The 16,781-nt window shown below is 73.7% G+C and carries 14 protein-coding genes; 5 read left to right on the top strand and 9 right to left on the bottom strand.

Annotation, left to right across the window (positions count from 1 at the left end):
* The first annotated feature begins 722 nt into the window (after nt 1-722).
* Nucleotides 723-1,442, top strand: coding sequence for a M23 family metallopeptidase (locus QFZ64_RS19670; RefSeq protein ID WP_307067548.1), 720 nt, complete (start codon nt 723-725; stop codon nt 1,440-1,442).
* A 96-nt stretch (nt 1,443-1,538) separates the two neighbouring features.
* Here QFZ64_RS19670 and QFZ64_RS19675 read toward each other — a convergent pair whose 3' ends face one another.
* On the bottom strand, nt 1,539-2,114 hold the full coding sequence (locus QFZ64_RS19675) for a TetR/AcrR family transcriptional regulator (protein WP_307071772.1): 576 nt from the start codon (nt 2,112-2,114) through the stop codon (nt 1,539-1,541).
* Between the two features lie 220 nt (nt 2,115-2,334).
* Here QFZ64_RS19675 and QFZ64_RS19680 point away from each other — a divergent pair, with 220 nt between their 5' ends.
* Nucleotides 2,335-3,957: an MDR family MFS transporter gene (locus tag QFZ64_RS19680; RefSeq protein WP_307067551.1), complete on the top strand. Its 1,623-nt coding sequence runs from the start codon at nt 2,335-2,337 to the stop codon at nt 3,955-3,957.
* A gap of 177 nt (nt 3,958-4,134) precedes the next feature.
* Here QFZ64_RS19680 and QFZ64_RS19685 read toward each other — a convergent pair whose 3' ends face one another.
* Nucleotides 4,135-4,713, bottom strand: a complete 579-nt coding sequence (locus QFZ64_RS19685; protein ID WP_307067553.1) for a TetR/AcrR family transcriptional regulator — start codon at nt 4,711-4,713, stop codon at nt 4,135-4,137.
* A 130-nt stretch (nt 4,714-4,843) separates the two neighbouring features.
* Between QFZ64_RS19685 and QFZ64_RS19690 the strand changes: the two genes are divergently transcribed.
* Nucleotides 4,844-5,728 carry an SDR family oxidoreductase gene (locus QFZ64_RS19690; protein WP_307067555.1) on the top strand — a complete coding sequence of 295 codons (885 nt, stop codon included), beginning with the start codon at nt 4,844-4,846 and terminating at the stop codon, nt 5,726-5,728.
* A gap of 54 nt (nt 5,729-5,782) precedes the next feature.
* On the opposite strand, the gene cseC is transcribed toward QFZ64_RS19690, so the two are convergent.
* From cseC to QFZ64_RS19715, 5 genes are all read right to left on the bottom strand, one after another.
* A complete protein-coding gene (gene cseC / locus QFZ64_RS19695) occupies nt 5,783-7,351 on the bottom strand; it encodes a two-component system sensor histidine kinase CseC (protein ID WP_307067557.1) in 1,569 nt (522 codons plus the stop codon).
* A 21-nt stretch (nt 7,352-7,372) separates the two neighbouring features.
* Complete coding sequence (gene cseB, locus QFZ64_RS19700) at nt 7,373-8,074, bottom strand: two-component system response regulator CseB (RefSeq protein ID WP_307067558.1); 702 nt, start codon at nt 8,072-8,074, stop codon at nt 7,373-7,375.
* Between the two features lie 156 nt (nt 8,075-8,230).
* A complete protein-coding gene (locus QFZ64_RS19705) occupies nt 8,231-8,953 on the bottom strand; it encodes a hypothetical protein (RefSeq protein ID WP_373430634.1) in 723 nt (240 codons plus the stop codon).
* Complete coding sequence (locus tag QFZ64_RS19710) at nt 8,941-9,492, bottom strand: SigE family RNA polymerase sigma factor (RefSeq protein ID WP_373430635.1); 552 nt, start codon at nt 9,490-9,492, stop codon at nt 8,941-8,943. The genes QFZ64_RS19705 and QFZ64_RS19710 overlap by 13 nt, the downstream gene beginning before the upstream one ends.
* A gap of 390 nt (nt 9,493-9,882) precedes the next feature.
* The gene (locus QFZ64_RS19715; RefSeq protein ID WP_307067564.1) at nt 9,883-10,869 is read right to left on the bottom strand and encodes an A/G-specific adenine glycosylase; all 987 of its coding nucleotides are present in this window, start codon (nt 10,867-10,869) and stop codon (nt 9,883-9,885) included.
* A 279-nt stretch (nt 10,870-11,148) separates the two neighbouring features.
* Between QFZ64_RS19715 and QFZ64_RS19720 the strand changes: the two genes are divergently transcribed.
* Entirely contained in the window at nt 11,149-11,964 is an 816-nt protein-coding gene (locus tag QFZ64_RS19720; RefSeq protein WP_307067565.1) for a hypothetical protein, read from the top strand.
* 130 nt (nt 11,965-12,094) lie between these two features.
* On the opposite strand, the gene disA is transcribed toward QFZ64_RS19720, so the two are convergent.
* Together disA and radA are read right to left on the bottom strand one after the other, a co-directional pair.
* Nucleotides 12,095-13,219 (bottom strand): DNA integrity scanning diadenylate cyclase DisA, encoded by a 1,125-nt coding sequence (disA, locus tag QFZ64_RS19725; RefSeq protein WP_307067567.1) that lies wholly within the window; start codon nt 13,217-13,219, stop codon nt 12,095-12,097.
* A 79-nt stretch (nt 13,220-13,298) separates the two neighbouring features.
* Complete coding sequence (gene radA, locus QFZ64_RS19730; RefSeq protein WP_307067568.1) at nt 13,299-14,708, bottom strand: DNA repair protein RadA; 1,410 nt, start codon at nt 14,706-14,708, stop codon at nt 13,299-13,301.
* A gap of 200 nt (nt 14,709-14,908) precedes the next feature.
* Between radA and QFZ64_RS19735 the strand changes: the two genes are divergently transcribed.
* Nucleotides 14,909-16,753, top strand: coding sequence for a hypothetical protein (locus QFZ64_RS19735; protein ID WP_307067571.1), 1,845 nt, complete (start codon nt 14,909-14,911; stop codon nt 16,751-16,753).
* Nucleotides 16,754-16,781 lie beyond the last annotated feature (28 nt).

The raw sequence follows: 16,781 nt of genomic DNA on the forward strand, positions 1-16,781 counted from the left end.
CGACGCGTCCTGGGTCGTGCCGCCCTGGGCCGGGTGCCGCGTCCTGGGCCGGGCGGTGCGCCCTGCGGCGCGCACCGCGGGCTGTGTCGTACGGCTGCGCCTTGGGGCGTGCCGCGTCCAGAGCCGCGTCGCGCGTGCGACGCGGCTCTGGGGCGTACCGCGCGCTCCTGCCGGGCGGCGCGCCCGGGGCCGGGCGGTGCCCGCGGGCCCGCCCGGCCGGGGTGCACGGGGGCGCACGGCGGTTCGTGCCGTCTTGCGCGGCCCCCCGTTTCCAGGGGCGCGGGGAACTGCGCGGCACGTCACGACGCACCCGCCCGCGCACCCCGCCCGCCCGAGCTCTTCCGTCCGCTTCCCGCGCCCCCGCCCTCACGGGGGGTCCCAGGGGCGGAGCCCCTGTGGGGACGGGACGGGTAGGGGCGGCGGGGGCGAGAAAAGGGCACGTAGCCGGGGTCACATCGGCGCGGCCGGGCGGCCTCCGACGCGGTGACGTCCCGCACAGGGCCGACGGACGGTACTACGACCCCTAGTGGGCCCACCCGGAGCCGCAAAACGGGCAATGAGCCGAGAGGTCGACCTCTCGTACTAACTCACCCCAAGAGATCACGATTTTGGGCATTCGCCCACCTCGGGGTTACCAAGGACGAGCCACCCGGACGACGCATCCGAAGCGTCGCGCACCGGGTGGCTGCTTACGGCCCTGTCCCCCATCACCTGAGGTTTCGATGTCCTTCCGCTCCACGCTCCGCCGCCACCCCCGTACGTCCTCGCTCCGCACCCGCGCCGCCGTCCTCGGCGTCGGCCTGGGCGCCTCGGTCGTCCTGGGTGCGGGAGCCGCGGTAGCCGCCGACACCGTCGCCGCCACCCCGATCAGCGCGACGTCCAGCACCCTCGCCGCCGCCGTACGCGCGCAGGCCGCCGCGCAGGCCGAGGCCGCGACCCACGCCGAGCAGGCCGCCGCCGCCGCGAAGGCCAAGGCGAAGGCCGCCAAGGCGAACGCCAAGGCCGCCGCGGTCAAGAAGGCCGCCTCCTGGGTCGACCCGGTCAAGAAGTACGCGCTCAGCGCCGGCTTCGACCAGAACGGCAGCCACTGGGCGCACAAGCACAGTGGGCAGGACTTCGCGGTGCCGATCGGTACGGACGTCGTCGCCGCGCACGGCGGGACCGTCGTCAAGGCCGGCGGCAACGGCGCCGGCGACGGCCCGGCGTACGGCAACGCGATCGTCGTCAAGCACGCCAACGGCACGTACTCGCAGTACGCGCACCTCTCCCGGATCGACGTGCGGCCCGGCCAGGTCGTCGCCACCGGGCAGCACATCGCCCGCAGCGGCAACACCGGCAACTCGACCGGTCCCCACCTGCACTTCGAGATCCGCAAGACCCCGAACTACGGCTCGGCGGTCAACCCGGTCGCCTTCCTGCGTTCGCACGGCACGGGCGTCTGACTTCCCCCCACGGGAAACGGCGTGTGGCGGAGCCCTGTGCTCCGCCACACGCCGTTTCCGTGCGCACCGCCGTTTCCGTGTGCACCGCCGGTGCCGTCAGCCGCCGTTGTGCGCCTTCGTCACCAGGTCGAGTGCGACCTCCAGGACCGCCTTCCGCTTGTCCTCCGGATCGGCATCGAGCTCCCGCAGCGCGAACATCCCCGCGTGCAGCGTGAACAGCGCGGTGATGCAGCGGACCTGGTCGGCCAGCGGGGCGCCGTCGTCCCGGATGATGCCGCTCAGTTCCAGCATCCGGTCCTTGAACAGCTCGCCGATGCGCAGCTCCCGCATCGTCGCCTGGTTCTCCTGCATGAAGCGGAAGAGCGGCCCGGCGTCGGCGAGGGCCCCGCTGTAGCGGCGGATGACCTCCTGCTTGGTGGCCAGGGTGTGCGGCTGCTCCCGGCCCCAGGCGATGAGCTCGTCGATCGGCGAGGTCAGGTCCCCGAAGATGCCGATGAGGATGTCTTCCTTGGTCTTGAAGTGGTAGTAGAGCGCCGCCTTGGTGACGTCCAGCCGCTCGGCGATCTCCCGCAGCGAGGTCTTCTCGTACCCCTGCTCGGAGAAGAGGTCGAGGGCAACATCCTGGATGCGCTGACGGGTGTCGCCCCGCCGCCGGTGCCTGTTGCCGTCCATGCTGCCCATTCCGACTCTCCTCGCACTCCCTCGGACCTGCCCGCCGGCCGGTTGTCCGGCGGCCGGGGGAAACTTACTTGACGCCCGGCTAGTTACGAGGGTACCTTCTCGCAGTGTGAAGAACTAGCCGGGCGGCAAGTAAGTAGCGGCCTTCGGCGAAAGACCACCCGCACGCGGCGGTGTGCGAGGGAATCAGTGGCAAGCAGGGGATGTGGGGACGATGGCGGAGACCGCGGACATAGCGGCCGACAGGCCCGTGGGGGCCGAGAAATCCGGGGCCGAGGACGGCGGCAAACAGCCGCGCAGCGTACGCGTCGTCCTGCTCGCCCTGATGATCGCGATGCTGCTCGCGATGCTGGACAACATGATCGTCGGCACCGCGATGCCGACGATCGTCGGTGAGCTCGGCGGGCTCGAACACCTGTCGTGGGTGGTCACCGCGTACACGCTCGCCACGGCCGCCGCGACGCCCCTGTGGGGCAAGCTCGGCGACATGTACGGGCGCAAGGGCGTCTTCATGACCTCGATCGTGATCTTCCTGATCGGGTCGGCGCTCAGCGGCATGGCGCAGGACATGGGGCAGCTCATCGGCTTCCGCGCCGTGCAGGGCCTCGGCGCCGGCGGTCTGATGGTCGGCGTCATGGCGATCATCGGCGACCTGATCCCGCCGCGTGAGCGGGGCAAGTACCAGGGCATGATGGCCGGCGTGATGGCGCTCGCGATGATCGCGGGCCCGCTGGTCGGCGGCACCATCACCGACCACCTCGGCTGGCGCTGGTCCTTCTACATCAACCTGCCGCTCGGCGCGGTCGCGCTCGCCGCCGTCAGCGTCGTGCTGCACCTGCCGAAGAAGCGGGCGGAGACCCGTATCGACTACCTCGGCGCCGCGCTGCTGACGCTGGGCATCACCTCCATCGTGCTGGTCACCACCTGGGGCGGCACGGAGTACGCCTGGGGCTCGGCGCGCATCATGGAGCTGATCGGCATCGGTGTCGCCGCACTCGTCGGGTTCCTGTTCTGGCAGACCAGGGCCGCCGCGCCGATCATGCCGCTGCACATCTTCCGCAACCGCAACTTCTCGCTGATGTCGATCATCGGCTTCATCACCGGTTTCGTGATGTTCGGCGCCGTCCTCTTCCTGCCGCTGTACCAGCAGTCGGTGCAGGGCGCGTCCGCCACCAACTCCGGGCTGCTGCTGCTGCCGATGCTCGGCGCGATGCTCGTCGTCTCGATGGTGGCCGGACGGGTCACCACCAACAGCGGCCGGTACAAGGTGTTCCCGCTGGTCGGCGGAGCGCTGCTCATCGTCGGACTGTTCCTGCTGTCGCGGATGGACGTCGAGACGACCCGGCTGACCTCCGGGATCTACATGGCGGTGCTCGGCGCGGGCATGGGCTGCCTGATGCAGATCACCATGCTGGTGGCGCAGAACAGCGTGGAGATGAAGGACATGGGCGTCGCCTCGTCCTCCGCCACCCTGTTCCGGACGCTCGGCTCGTCGTTCGGTGTCGCGATCATGGGCGCGCTGTTCAACCACCGGGTGCAGGACGTCATGGTCGAGCGGGCGGGTGACCTCGGCGGCAAGATGACCGAGCAGTCGGCGCAGCTCGACGCGGCGAGCCTGGCGAAGCTGCCGGCGCAGGCGCGGGAGGCGTACCAGTTCGCGGTGTCCGCGGGTACGCACTCGGCGTTCCTGCTGGGCGCGGCCGTGGCCGTGGTCGCGCTGGTGGCGGCGGTGTTCGTCAAGGAGGTGCCGCTGCGGGGAGCCGGCGGCCCGAAGCCGGCGGAGGAGGCGGCCGGGGACGCCGCCGGGGAGCGGCCGGCGGTTGCAGAGGCCGTCTGACCGTTTCCCACAGCTCCGTCTGCCGAGGCCCCCCGGGTTCACCCGGGGGGCCTCGGCGTGCGGGTGCGCGTATGGGCGCTCGAAGTGGGCTGCGCGGAGGTGGCGGGCCGGGGGCCGCGCGTGGCGGACACGCGGGCCGCCGCGACCGAGCCGGACACCGGACGCGCCGGCCCCGGCTCAGCCCAGCGTCGTCATGGCCGCGTGCAGTTCGTCCAGCGCCGCCAGAGCGTGGGGGGCCAGGCCCTCAGCGTCCTCGCGGCTGTTCTCGGACCAGTGGGCGTAGCCCCGTTTGAACGCGAGGACGCCCAGCTCGGCCGCGAGGTGCGCGGTCGGCTCGGGGACGCCGCGCGCGACCAGCGCGGCCGTCATCGCGGCGGCGAGGCCGACGCTCTTGAGGGCGTCGCGCTCCTGGAGTTCGGTGCTGGCCGCCACGGCCGCCCGCAGCCGGGGGCCGAGTTCGCGGCTGGCCGTCCCCATGGCGCCCGAGGCACGTTCCAGTCCGGCCGCCACCGCCCGCAGCGGCGTCGCGTCCGCCGGCGCCTCGGCGATGCCCTCCGCGAGGAGCCTGCTGAGCGTCTCCTGCCCCGCGACCAGAAGCTCCCGCTTGTCGGAGAAGTACCGGAAGAAGGTGCTCTTGGTGACGCCCGCCCGCTCGGCGATCTGCGTCACCGTCGTGGCGTCGTACCCCTGCTCGGTGAACAGGTCGACGGCCGCGACGACGAGTCGCTGGGACGCACCTGGTTGCCATCTGGCCATGACGGACAGGATAGGCGGACGAGTGATGGGACAAAAGTCCCATCGCCCTGTAGGCTCAGTGATGGCACAAGGGTCCCATCGCTGATGGCCGTTCCTGCCCCCCATCCACCGTCTTCCTCCGGGAGAACTCATGCATGTCCTCGTCACCGGCGGCACCGGCACCATCGGTACCGCCGTCGTCGCCGAACTGCTCACGGGCGGTCACACCGTGCTCGCGCTGGCCCGCTCGGACGCCTCAACGAAGGCCCTGGAGAGCGCCGGCGCCAAGGTGCTGCGCGGATCGCTGGCGGATCTCGACGTGCTGCGCTCCGGCGCCGCCCAGTCCGACGGCGTCATCAGCCTGGCGTTCGGACGCGACTACGCCAGCCCGGACGCGCTCGCGCGCAGCATCGCCGAGGAGAGCGCCGCGGTCACCGCGCTGGGGGAGGAACTCCTCGGCAGCGACCGCCCGTTCGTCACCGTCTCGGGCACCCCCTGGGTGCCGGGCCGCGCCTCCACCGAGGCCGATCCACTGCCGACCGAAGGCCCGGTGGCCGGCCGGGCCCGTTCGGTCACGGCGGTGCTGGACCTCGCCTCGCGCGGTGTGCGCAGCTCGGCCGTGCGCATGCCGCGCACGGTCCACGACCAGGGTCACGGCGGTTTCGCCGGCATGCTGACCGAGGCGGCGCGCCGCTCGGGGGTGGCCGGTTACCCGGGCGACGGCACCCAGCGCTGGCCGGCCGTGCACGCGCGCGACGCGGCCGTCCTGTTCCGGCTGGCCCTAGAGAAGGCGCCGGCCGGCACGTCCTGGCACGCCGTCGCCGACGAGGGTGACGCGGTGCGGGACATCGCGGCGGTCATCGGCCGGCGGCTCGGCCTGCCGGTCGAGCGGGTCCCGGACGAGAACTTCGGCCCGTTCGCCCCGATCTTCGCCATGGACCAGCCGGCCTCCAGCGCCCACACCCGCGAGGCCCTCGGCTGGCAGCCGGCCCACCCCGGCCTCCTGGAGGACCTGGAGAACAACCTCCGGCCCTGACGTGCCCTGCTCCGGGGAGCGGGTACGGCGGCCGCCCGGCTCCCGGCGCGTCCCCTACGGGGCCTCCTGCGGCAGCATCGGGTAGCTGCCGGTGTTGGTGGGGGCGTGCTCCGGGAGCCAGAGGACCGCCATCGCCCCTTGGGCGGGGCCCGTCTCGGGAGCCCCCGGGGCGCGCACATTGCGGAAGGTGAGACGGGCGCCCAGCACCCGCGCCTGGCCCGCCGCGATCGTCAGGCCCAGGCCGTGACCCCGGCCGGCCCGGTCGGGGCTGCCGGTGCGGAACCGGCTCGGCCCCTCCTCCAGCAGCTCCGCGGGGAAGCCGGGCCCGTGGTCCCGCACCCGGATCACCCGGCCCTCCACCGCCACCCGCACCGGCGGCCGGCCGTGCCGTGCCGCGTTCGCCAGCAGGTTGAACAGCACACGCTCCAGCCGGCGCGGGTCCGTGGTGACCGCCGACTCGTGCACCACCGTCACCTCGATGTCCGCGTCCTTCGCCGCCACCCGCCGGGTCACGAACTGCCCGAGCAGGATGTCCTGGAGCTCGGCCCGCTCCGACGCCCCGTCCAGCCGGGCCACCTCCAGCACGTCCTCGACCAGCGTCCGCATCGCCTTCGCCCGGTCGAGCACCAGCTCGGTCGGCCGGCCCGGCGGCAGCAGCTCGGCCGCCGTGAGCAGACCCGTCACCGGGGTGCGCAGCTCGTGCGCGATGTCCGCGGTCACCCGGCGCTCCGCCTCGATGCGCTGCTGCAGCGCCTCCGCCATCGCGTCCACCGCCCGCGCGAGATCGTCCGTCTCGTCCCGTACGACGCCGCCGATCGAGTCCCGCACCCGTACGTCCCGCTCGCCCATGGCGACCCGGTTCGCCGCGGCCGCCGCCTTGCGCAGCCGGCGCGACATCTGTCCGCCGATGAGCACGCCGAGCGCGCTACCGCCGAGGACGACCGCGATCGAGCCGATCAGCAGCGCCTCGTCGAGGTCGTCGATCACGCTGGCGCTGCGGTCCGTGAAGGTGGTCTGCAGCGACAGCACCCTGCCGTCCTTGAGCGGCACGGCCGCCCAGATGTCCGGCACCCCGTGCAGCCCCTCCGCCACGTAGGTGGCCCGCCGGCCCTGCTTGACCCTCATCAGCAGATCCCGGGGGATGCCCGGGTCGTCGACCTTGACCCCGAAGGCCTGGGTGCGCCCGGACTCGTACATACGCTGTGCCACCTGGATCCGCTCGTCGGCCAGATCGCGTGAGTTGTCCAGCATCGAGACGCGCGCCGCGTTGTGCACCACCAGGCTCAGGGCGACCGCCACGAGCGCGCCGACCAGGGCGATCGCCGCGCTGAGCTTCCACCGCAGTCCCGTACGCATACCGAGGGCGCGCGGACCGGACCCGGGCGCGGCCAGGTCGGGCGCCCCGGGGGCGCGCACGCCGGTGCGGGACCCGCCCGGCTCGCGCGGTTCCGCGCCGTGCGACTCCGGCCCGCCGAGGTACGTCACGTACGGATCACCCGCATCGGTACCGGTACCGTACGGCCCGTCCGCAGTGCCGGTCACGCCGTCGTCGTCGGCGGCACCGCGCGCGTGCGGCACACCGCCCCCCGCCGCGCCGCCGGACCGCCCTCGGCGCCGAAACATCCTCCGCATCCCCCGCCCCGCTCAGGCCTTCAGTTTGTAGCCGAAGCCGCGGACCGTCTCGATCCGGTCCTGGCCGATCTTCGTCCGCAGCCGCTGCACATGGACGTCGACGACGCGGGTGTCCCCGCCCCAGCCGTAGTCCCACACCCGCTCCAGCAGTTTGTCCCGCGACAGCACCGTGTTCGGCGCCGCGGAGAACTCCAGCAGCAGCCGCATCTCGGTCGGCGTGAGCGACACCGGGCGCCCGGAGCGGCGCACCTCCATGCCGCTGGTGTCCACCTCCAGTTCGCCGAAGGTGAGCACCCCGCCCTCGGCCACCGCGTCCGGCTCGTCCCCGCGGATGCCCCCCGCGTGCCCGAAGCGGCGCAGCACCGCGCGGATCCGGGCGACCAGCACGGCCCCGTCGAACGGCTTGGTCACGTAGTCGTCGGCGCCCGCCTCCAGACCGAGGACGACGTCGATGGAGTCGGCGCGTGCCGAGAGCATGATCACCGGAACGTTCGACTCGTCCCGGATGCGCCGGCACAGGCTCACCCCGTCGAGCCCCGGCACCATCACGTCCAGCAGCGCGATGTCGGGGCGCCGGGCGCGGAACGACTCCAGGCCCGACAGCCCGTCGGGCATGGCGGTGACCGCGAAGCCGTCACGCTCCAGCGCCAGTTGCGTGGCCTCACGGATGACGTCGTCGTCCTCCACGAACAGGACATGGGTCTGCTCTGGCATCGGTGCTCTCGGTCGAAGGGAAGTGTGGGAGTGTCCGGTGGTGCTGGTGGTGCTGGTGGTGCCGGGTGCGTTCGCCTGGTGGGCCGGGTGGGCCCATTGTGCTGCTGCCCCGACCCGCGTGCGGGCGGACCCGGGGCTCTGGCCCGTGGCCGGGCCTCAGCCGGTGCTGGGCGCCGCTGTCGCGTCCTGGTCCACCGCGTTGCTGTAGTCGTTGCGCACCCGTGACTGCGGGACGAAGCGGTTCGCCGACCAGCGGTAGGTGACGACCTCCTCGCTGGACGGGTAGGTCAGCGAGTCCCCCTTGCGGTACAGCTGCTGGGTCACGACCAGGTCGCCCCGGTCGATCTCCGCGTAGACCGGCGGATCCTCCGCCTTGAACACATTGTCGTACCCATGATCGTCCAGGCGGTACACGTAGGCGCCGACGCCCACCGCGTCTCCACATGTCATCACGTTCACCACGATGTCGTCCGCGGATCCATGGGTCAGCCCGCCGTACGACACGTCCACCGGGTACTCGTCCGCGACGCACGGCTTGAGCTGGCGTTTCACCGCCGGACTGACCTCGGGGTCGCTCAGCACGAGCTTGACCGCGATCCCGCGCTGCTTCTCCTGCTCGGCCGGGGCGGGCACCGACTCCGAGGGCGACGCCGGCTTCGGCACCGACCGCGCCCCCGGACCCGAACGCGACGGCGAGGAGACCGGGGCGAGTGTTTCGCTGCCCGCCGGGCCCTCGTCCCGGGCGCCGGTCCCGCCCGTGGCGCACGCGGAGACCAAAAGGCCGAGGGCGGCGATCACGGCCACTGCCGCGATCACCGCCTTGAGGGCCCTGCCGGGCCATCCGATCCCTCTGCCCCGGACAGGTCCTAGGCCGCGCAACGCTCCCGCTCCTCACGCTCCAGCGCCCGTGCGTCCAGATCGCGGGACTCCAGCTCCTCGCGGAGCCGGGCGAGCGCCCGGTGCAGCGTGCTCTTCACCGTGCCGGCCGACATGCCGAGGGCGGCGGCGGTCTCCTCCGTGGTCATCTGCTCCCAGTGTCGCAGCACCACGACGCTGCGTTGCTTGGGAGCGAGAACCTTGAGGACGTCCATCAGCAGGGCGCGGTCCGCGTGCTGCTCGGCCGAGTCGTCGACGGAGGCGTCCGGGAGCTGCTCGGTGGGCACTTCCTCCAGCTTGCGGGCGCGCCACCACTCGGTCCGGGTGTTGATCATGACCCGGCGCAGATAGGCGTCGGCCAGACGCTTGTCGGCGATGCCCTCCCATCGGCCGTACGTCCGTACGAGCGCGGTCTGCAGGAGATCCTGGGCGTCGACCGGGTCGGGCACCAGCCGGCGCGCACTGCGCAGCAGCGCGTCCTGCCGTGTGCGGACGTACTCCTCGAACTCGAGCACCTCGCCCTGAACCTGCGTCATGTCCATCGCCTCCCGCGCCCCGCGCCGACGTGTCGTCGGTTCTCCGTTCCGGCCGTCCTGTCCTCGCCGGGTACGAGAAGAAAACTACGGAGGCGTTGTCACGAGGCTGTCCGAGGAAGCCTGCGGACGGCGCTCGGCTGTCCGTCGGTTGTGTAACGGAAGTAAGCGTGGGCTAAAGGGAGGGGGTGATCAATGCCGCTATGGGGGGATCCGTGGTGGGGGTGACGGGCGGGCCGCGTCACGGTGGACTGTGACGTCGCTGTCGGTGGGGTGTGGGACGGGGAAGCGTGGGTAGAGAACAACGCCCGCATCGCGGTACCGGCCCGGCTCCGGGCGGGGGCCGCCCCCGGGCCGAGCCCGGGTGCGACGCGGGGTCAGCTCATGTGCGACGCGGGCTCAGCTCAGGGGAAGGCGGTACCGGCCGCCGGGCAGCGGCTCGACCAGTCCGTCGGAGACCAGACCGTCCAGCGCGCGGGCGCGCTGCACCGGTTCGTTCCACACCCGGTCCAGGGCCGCCTGCGGAACGGGGTGCGCGGCCTCCCGGAGCACGGCGAGCAGCCGGCCGCGCACCTGACGGTCCGTACCCGCGTACGACTGGACGCGGCGCGGCGGGCCGTCGTGCGCGGGCTTGCCCGCGACGTGCCAGGCGCACCGGTCGGCGATCGGGCAGCGGTGGCAGCTCTCGTTCTTCGCCGTGCACACCAGCGCGCCGAGCTCCATCGACGCCGCCGCCCAGCGGGAGGCCGTGTGCTCGTCCTCCGGCAGCAGGGCGCGGGCCAGCTTGCGCTCGGCGGCCGTGGTCGCGTTCGGCGGGTACTGGACGCCGGTGACCGCGCGGGCGAGCACGCGGCGGACGTTGGTGTCCAGCACGGCGTGCCGCTGGCCGTACGCGAACGACGCCACCGCCGCGGCGGTGTACTCGCCGATGCCGGGCAGCGCGAGCAGCTGGGCGTGGTCGGTGGGGACGTCACCGCCGTGCCGTTCCGTTATGGCGACGGCCGCGCCGTGCAACCGCAGCGCGCGGCGGGGGTAGCCGAGGCGGCCCCAGGCGCGGACGGCCTCGCCGGGCGCCTCTTTGGCGAGGTCGGCGGGGCGCGGCCAGCGCGCGAGCCACTGCTCGTAGACCGGCAGGACGCGGTTGACCGGGGTCTGCTGGAGCATGAACTCGCTGACCATCACGCCCCAGGGCCCGGCGTCGGGGCGGCGCCAGGGGAGGTCCCGGGCGTGCGCCTCGAACCAGGCGATGACAGGGGTGTGCAGGTGTCCCCCGGTGACGGCGGGGGCCGCCGGGGGCGTGGGGTCCGCGGCGGGGGTGGGGATGGGGTGGGTCGTGGGGGAGGCGGCGGTGGGGGCGTCTGTGGTGTGCGCGGTGGGTGCTGTCATGGCGGTTTCGATCCTGCCACGGGGCGGGGGCGTGGTGCGGCGTGTCGCCCCGGCGGGGTGTCCGGGTGTCGTGACCGGATCGCGGTGAGAGGTACGGGGCGCCGTGTCGGCCTCGCGGCTCGGCGCGGGCGCGGACAACCGCGTAGTTCCGCGTCGGCGCCCGTCCGGGCCCTTCCGGGCGGGCCGAGGTTCGTTGGAACAGATGATGATCCGGAAAAGTTGCCGTCGGGCGGCGGGTGACGGCCAGTTGGGCGAGTGTTCTCTCGTAAGGTTTGGGCCGTGGGATCTCTGCGCAATCCGGTCGGGCCGCTCCCCTCCTCCATCTACTGGCGTCGGAGGGCCGTTCTCCTTGCCGTAGTCGGGGTGCTGGCACTCCTCGTCGTATGGATCGTCGCCCTCGGCGGAGGTGGCGGGAAGAAGAGCGAGGGCGGTGGCGACGGCAAGAATCCCGCGCCCTCGATCACCCCGGGACCCTCCAGCTCGGGTCCCGCGATCAGCCAACACCCGGGCGGCCGCGACGAGTCGGGCGGCGACAGCGACGGCGGCTCGGGTGGCTCGGACGGTTCGGCCGGCTCCGGCGACAGCGACGGCTCGGGCACCGGAAGCGGCGGTTCCGCCGGCGGTGCGGAGGGCGGCGGCGCGGCCGGCGGCGGCGGGGTCAGCGGCGAACAGGTGCCCGCCGGCTCCACGTTGCCCGACTGCACCGCCGGGTCGGTGAAGTTGACCGTCAGCAGCGTCCACAACGCCTACGCCCCCGAGCAGACCCCCACCCTGCGACTGACGGCCCACAACACCTCCGCCGGTGACTGCAAGGTCGATCTCGGCCCGCGCCACGTGGTGGTGACGATCACTCAGACGGGTGAGGACGACGACTTCTGGGCCTCCGACGACTGCCCCAAGGGCGCCGGCAGCGTCCTCTTCCGGGTGCCGGCCGAGGGCAGCGCGACGTACACGGTGAAGTGGGACCGCGAGCCGAGCGCCCCGCACTGCGCGACGCCGAAGGCGGGCAAGGCGTCGGCGGGCACGTACCTCGTGGAGGCGAAGGCCACCGGGTTCGACAAGGCGCAGACGTCGTTCGTCCTGGCCAAGGACTGACCGTACGGTTCGTGCGGTTCGTCCCGGCGAAGGGCACGGCCCCGCACGGCCCCGTTCGGTTTCGTGCGGCCGTACCGGCGCGGGGGCCGGCGGCAGCCGCGCCCCTCACCCCGGACGTGCCGCGCCGGTCTCAGACGTACCGCTCCAGGATCGACGACTCCGCGAGCCGGGACAGGCCCTCGCGGACGCTGCGGGCGCGGGCCTCGCCGACGCCGTCGACCGTCTGCAGGTCGTCGACGCTCGCGGCGAGCAGCTTCTGCAGGCCGCCGAAGTGCTCGACCAGGCGGTCGATGATCGCGCCGGGCAACCGGGGCACCTTCGCCAGCAGCCGGAAGCCGCGCGGCGAGACGGCGGAGTCCAGCGCCTCGGGGGAGCCGGTGTAGCCGAGCGCGCGGGCGACCGTGGACAGCTCCAGCAGTTCCGCGTGGCTCAGCGCGTCGAGCTCGGCGAGGGCCTCGTCGACCGTGCGGGAACGCTTGGCGGTGGGCTCGGGGACGTAGTCCCGCACGACCAGTTCGCGCTCGGGTTCCACGCCCGCGATCAACTCGTCGAGCTGGAGGGCGAGAAGACGGCCGTCGGTGCCGAGCTCGACCACGTACTCGGCGATCTCGGTGGCGATGCGGCGGACCATCTCCAGGCGCTGCGCGACCGCCGAGACGTCCCGGACCGTCACCAGGTCCTCGATCTCCAGCGCCGACAGCGTGCCCGCCACCTCGTCCAGGCGGAGCTTGTACCGCTCCAGCGTGGCCAGCGCCTGGTTGGCGCGGGACAGGATCGCCGCCGAGTCCTCCAGCACCCGGCGCTGCCCGTCGACGTACAGCGCGATCAGGCGCATCGACTGGGAGACCGAGACCACGGGGTACTTGACCTGCTTGCTGACCCGGTCCGCGGTGCGGTGCCGGGTGCCGGTCTCCTCCGTGGGGATCGTCGGGTCGGGCAGCAACTGCACTCCCGCGCGGAGGATCTTCGACAGGTCGGAGGAGAGCACGATGCCGCCGTCGAGCTTGCACAGCTCGCGCAGCCGCGTCGCCGTGAACTCGACGTCGAGGACGAAACCGCCCGTGCACATCGACTCGACGGTCTTGTCGGAGCCGAGCACGATGAGTCCGCCGGTGTTGCCGCGCAGCACCCGCTCCAGTCCGTCGCGCAGGCTCGTGCCCGGCGCCACGGCGCTCAGGGAGGCGCGCATCAGGCCGTCGGTACCGGAACTCCCACCGGATTTTCCGGGAGCTGCCGCCCGGTCGTTGGCTGCCACTGCACTCCTCCGGTCGCGGTTCTGGGGCGCTCCGTGTCGCACTCTCGGTTCGTACGGACGGGCGAGACCAGGGCAAAGTCTACCGGCGGTCCTCCCGCTCCTGCGGGGCCTCTCGGCCACGGGAGCGCGGCAGCACCCGCAGCGCGTCCCCCATGTCCGCCACTTCCAGCACCTTCATGCCCGGTGGGACCTTCCCCGGATCGCCCGGGACCAGGGCATGTGTGAAGCCCAGGCGGTGCGCCTCGGCCAGCCTGCGCTGCACGCCCGTGACCCGTCTCACCTCGCCCGCCAGGCCCACCTCGCCGATCGCGACGAGGTTCTTCGGCAGGGGGGTGTCGGTCGCGGCGGAGGCGAGCGCGAGGGCTATGGCGAGGTCGGCGGCGGGCTCCGAGAGTTTCACCCCGCCGACCGTGGCCGTGTAGATGTCCCGCTTGCCCAGCGCGCTGATCCGGCCGCGCTGTTCGAGCACGGCGAGCACCATCGAGACGCGGGAGGTCTCCAGCCCCGAGGTGGTGCGCCGGGGCGAGGGGAGCTGGGAGTCGACCGTGAGCGACTGCACCTCGGTGACCAGCGGGCGGCGGCCCTCCAGGGTGACGGTCAGGCAGGTGCCGGGCACCGGTTCGTCGCGCCGGGTGAGGAACAGGCCGCTGGGGTCGGCCAGGCCCACGATGCCCTCGTCGTGCAGTTCGAAGCAGCCGACCTCGTCCGTGGCGCCGTACCGGTTCTTGACGCCGCGTACGAGGCGCAGGCGGGCGTGGCGGTCGCCCTCGAAGGACAGCACCACGTCCACGAGGTGTTCGAGGAGGCGGGGGCCCGCGATGGCGCCGTCCTTCGTGACGTGGCCCACCAGGAGCGTGGCCATGCCGCGCTCCTTGGAGGCGCGGATGAGGGCGCCGGCCACCTCGCGGACCTGGGCCATGCCGCCGGGCGCGCCGTCGATCTCCGGAGAGGCGACCGTCTGCACGGAGTCGACGATCAGCAGGGACGGCTTGACCTCGTCCAAGTGGCCGAGGACGGCGGCGAGATCGGTCTCGGCGGCGAGGTACAGGTGGTCGTCGAGCGCCTTGATGCGGTCGGCGCGCATCCGGACCTGGCTCGCGGACTCCTCGCCCGTGACGTAGAGGGTGCGGTGTTCGGGGCCGGCGGCCTTGGCCGCGACGTCCAGCAGGAGCGTCGACTTGCCGACGCCGGGTTCGCCCGCGAGGAGCACGACCGCGCCGGGGACCAGGCCGCCGCCGAGCACACGGTCGAGTTCGGGGACGCCGGTGGAGCGGGCGGTGGCCTGGCGGCCGTCGACCTCGGCGATGGGCAGGGCCGAGGTGGTGACGCGGCCGGGCGCCGTCGTACGGACGGCGGGGGTGCCGTACTCCTCGACGGTGCCCCAGGCCTGGCATTCGGGGCAGCGGCCGAGCCACTTGGCCGTCTGCCAACCGCACTCCGTGCAGCGGTAGGAGGGACGGTCCTTGGTGGTCTTGGTACGGGCAGCCATGCGGAAACCGTAGCGGGGGGCACTGACAGCGGGGCCGGGGAGGCGCGGTGGAACTCGGCCGGCCCCCACCCCGGCGACCGCACAGGAACCCGCCGGGACGGCACCCCGCACTCGGATGAGGGATCGTTTCACCCGTACGGAGTAAAAGTGCGGAAGGGGTGAGAACGGACAGGGTGCGGGCGCCTACGGTCGCTCGGGTGATGAGCAGTGGCCCGGAGACCTCCACGTACACCCCCGGCTCGCGCCCGGCGCAGGCGCAGGGGAGCGTGCGCACGTCCGCGCGCCCCTCCACGCGGCTCGAACCCCCTCTGGACGGTCTGTTCACCTACTGCCTGTCGGCCCTGTGCGACCACGACGCGGCGATCGCCGCCCTCGGCGACGTCCTCGCCGTGGCCGACCGGCGCGGCCGGCACGGTCCGGAGGCCGCCGCCGACCGCCGCGCCTGGCTGTACGCGCTGGCCCGCTGGGCCTGCCGGCGCCGGCTCGCGGAGTCCGGTCCCCGTGGCGCGGCCACCCGTACGGCGACCCACGCGGCTCCTCGCACGGCGACCCACGCGGCCGGTCCCGGCGGCCGGGGCGCCCCGGCCAAGGGCGCCGCCGTGGGTGCGACCGCCGCCAGGGACGCCGCCGACCGGCGCGCCGCCACCGCGCTCGCCACGACCCCCGGGGCGACGGACCTCACACCGGACACCCGCGAGCGCCGCCGCCGCGAGCTGGCGCTGCTGGCCTGGCCGGAGGCCGCCGGCACCACCCCCGAACAGCGGGAGGCGCTCGAACTGGCCGTGCGCCACCGGCTCGCCGCCCACGAGGTCGCCGCCGTCCTCGGCCAGGACCTCGCAGCCGCCCGGGAACTGCTCGCCTCCGCCGCCTGCGAGGTGGAACGCACCCGTGCCGCCCTCGCCGTGGTGGAGACCGGCACCTGCCCCGGCGTCGCCCACCTCACCGGCGACCGCCGGGTCGTCCTCGGCACCGCGCTGCGCACCGAGCTCGTCCGGCACGTCGACGACTGCCCCCGGTGCCGCCGCACCGCCGAACGCGTCCTGCCCGGCACCTGGCCCGGCGCCACCGTCACCCCCGACGAACTGCCCGTCCTGCCCGCACCCCGCGCCGCCCTGCGCGCGGCGGCGGCCCACCACCCGCGGGTACGCGGCAGGGGTCCCCGCTTCGACCGCCGCGGCTTCCCGATGGACCCCGGCGACCACGCGGCCCGCCGCGAACGCCTGCGCGCCCGGGCGCTCACCACGACGGTCGTCGCCACGGTCGTCGCGGCCCCCGTCCTGGCGCTGTGGGCCGCCTACCGGGGCGCCCCGCTGATCGGCGAGGGCACGGACGGCCGCCCCGCCACCGCCGGTGAGGTCCCGGACCCGGGAGCGGCCGACGGCGGCACGGGGGACACGTACGAGAACGCGGGCAACGCGCGCGTGAGCCGCGACTCCCGTGAAGCCCGGGAATCCCGGGGCCCGCGCCGTTCCGGCCGCCGCCCGGCCGACGTGGACGTCGCCGTGGTGGACGGCGGACCGGACGCCGCCCGCGTCGCCGGCCGCCTCACGGTCGACGCGGAGAGCAGCGGCACGACGACCCTGATCACCCTGCGGGCCGCCGGCGGCTCACCGGTGCGCTGGACGGTGAGGACCACCGCGCCCTGGCTCTATCCGAGCCGCTCCTCCGGCACCCTCGCGCCCGGCGAGTCCGTGACCGTACGGGTGTACGTCGACCACCTGCGCGAGCCCGTCGGCCCGTGGCGCGCCGGCGTGACGCTCGCCCCCGGCGGCACGAAGGTCACCATCGACGGCTACGGCACGGCCGGTTCCGCAGCCCCGGCCACCGACCCCCCGGCGCCGCCCCGCGGCCACCAGCACCACCACCATCACCCTCACCACCACCCGCGGCCCACCGCCACCCCGGGCGCGTCCGACCCCGGCCCCGGCTCCACGCCCGACGACCCGACGCCGGCCCCGAGCACCACCGCCCCCGTCACACCGCCCGGCGACGGCGGTCCCACGCCCCGGACGGACCCCGCGGACGGGGCGAGCCCCGCGCCGTGAGCGCCGCGCGGGGCTCGCATCCACCCGG

Source organism: Streptomyces sp. B3I8 (assembly GCF_030816915.1).
Taxonomy (GTDB): Bacteria; Actinomycetota; Actinomycetes; order Streptomycetales; family Streptomycetaceae; genus Streptomyces.

What these genes read in the sequence shown, in the direction of transcription:
- QFZ64_RS19735 (WP_307067571.1), top strand. Translation starts at nt 14,909, where the DNA reads ATGAGCAGTGGCCCGGAGACCTCCACGTACACCCCCGGCTCGCGCCCG.
- QFZ64_RS19685 (WP_307067553.1), bottom strand. Translation starts at nt 4,713, where the DNA reads ATGGCCAGATGGCAACCAGGTGCGTCCCAGCGACTCGTCGTCGCGGCC.
- QFZ64_RS19675 (WP_307071772.1), bottom strand. Translation starts at nt 2,114, where the DNA reads ATGGACGGCAACAGGCACCGGCGGCGGGGCGACACCCGTCAGCGCATC.
- radA (WP_307067568.1), bottom strand. Translation starts at nt 14,708, where the DNA reads ATGGCTGCCCGTACCAAGACCACCAAGGACCGTCCCTCCTACCGCTGC.
- cseC (WP_307067557.1), bottom strand. Translation starts at nt 7,351, where the DNA reads ATGTTTCGGCGCCGAGGGCGGTCCGGCGGCGCGGCGGGGGGCGGTGTG.
- cseB (WP_307067558.1), bottom strand. Translation starts at nt 8,074, where the DNA reads ATGCCAGAGCAGACCCATGTCCTGTTCGTGGAGGACGACGACGTCATC.
- QFZ64_RS19670 (WP_307067548.1), top strand. Translation starts at nt 723, where the DNA reads ATGTCCTTCCGCTCCACGCTCCGCCGCCACCCCCGTACGTCCTCGCTC.
- QFZ64_RS19715 (WP_307067564.1), bottom strand. Translation starts at nt 10,869, where the DNA reads ATGACAGCACCCACCGCGCACACCACAGACGCCCCCACCGCCGCCTCC.
- QFZ64_RS19710 (WP_373430635.1), bottom strand. Translation starts at nt 9,492, where the DNA reads ATGGACATGACGCAGGTTCAGGGCGAGGTGCTCGAGTTCGAGGAGTAC.
- QFZ64_RS19690 (WP_307067555.1), top strand. Translation starts at nt 4,844, where the DNA reads ATGCATGTCCTCGTCACCGGCGGCACCGGCACCATCGGTACCGCCGTC.
- QFZ64_RS19680 (WP_307067551.1), top strand. Translation starts at nt 2,335, where the DNA reads ATGGCGGAGACCGCGGACATAGCGGCCGACAGGCCCGTGGGGGCCGAG.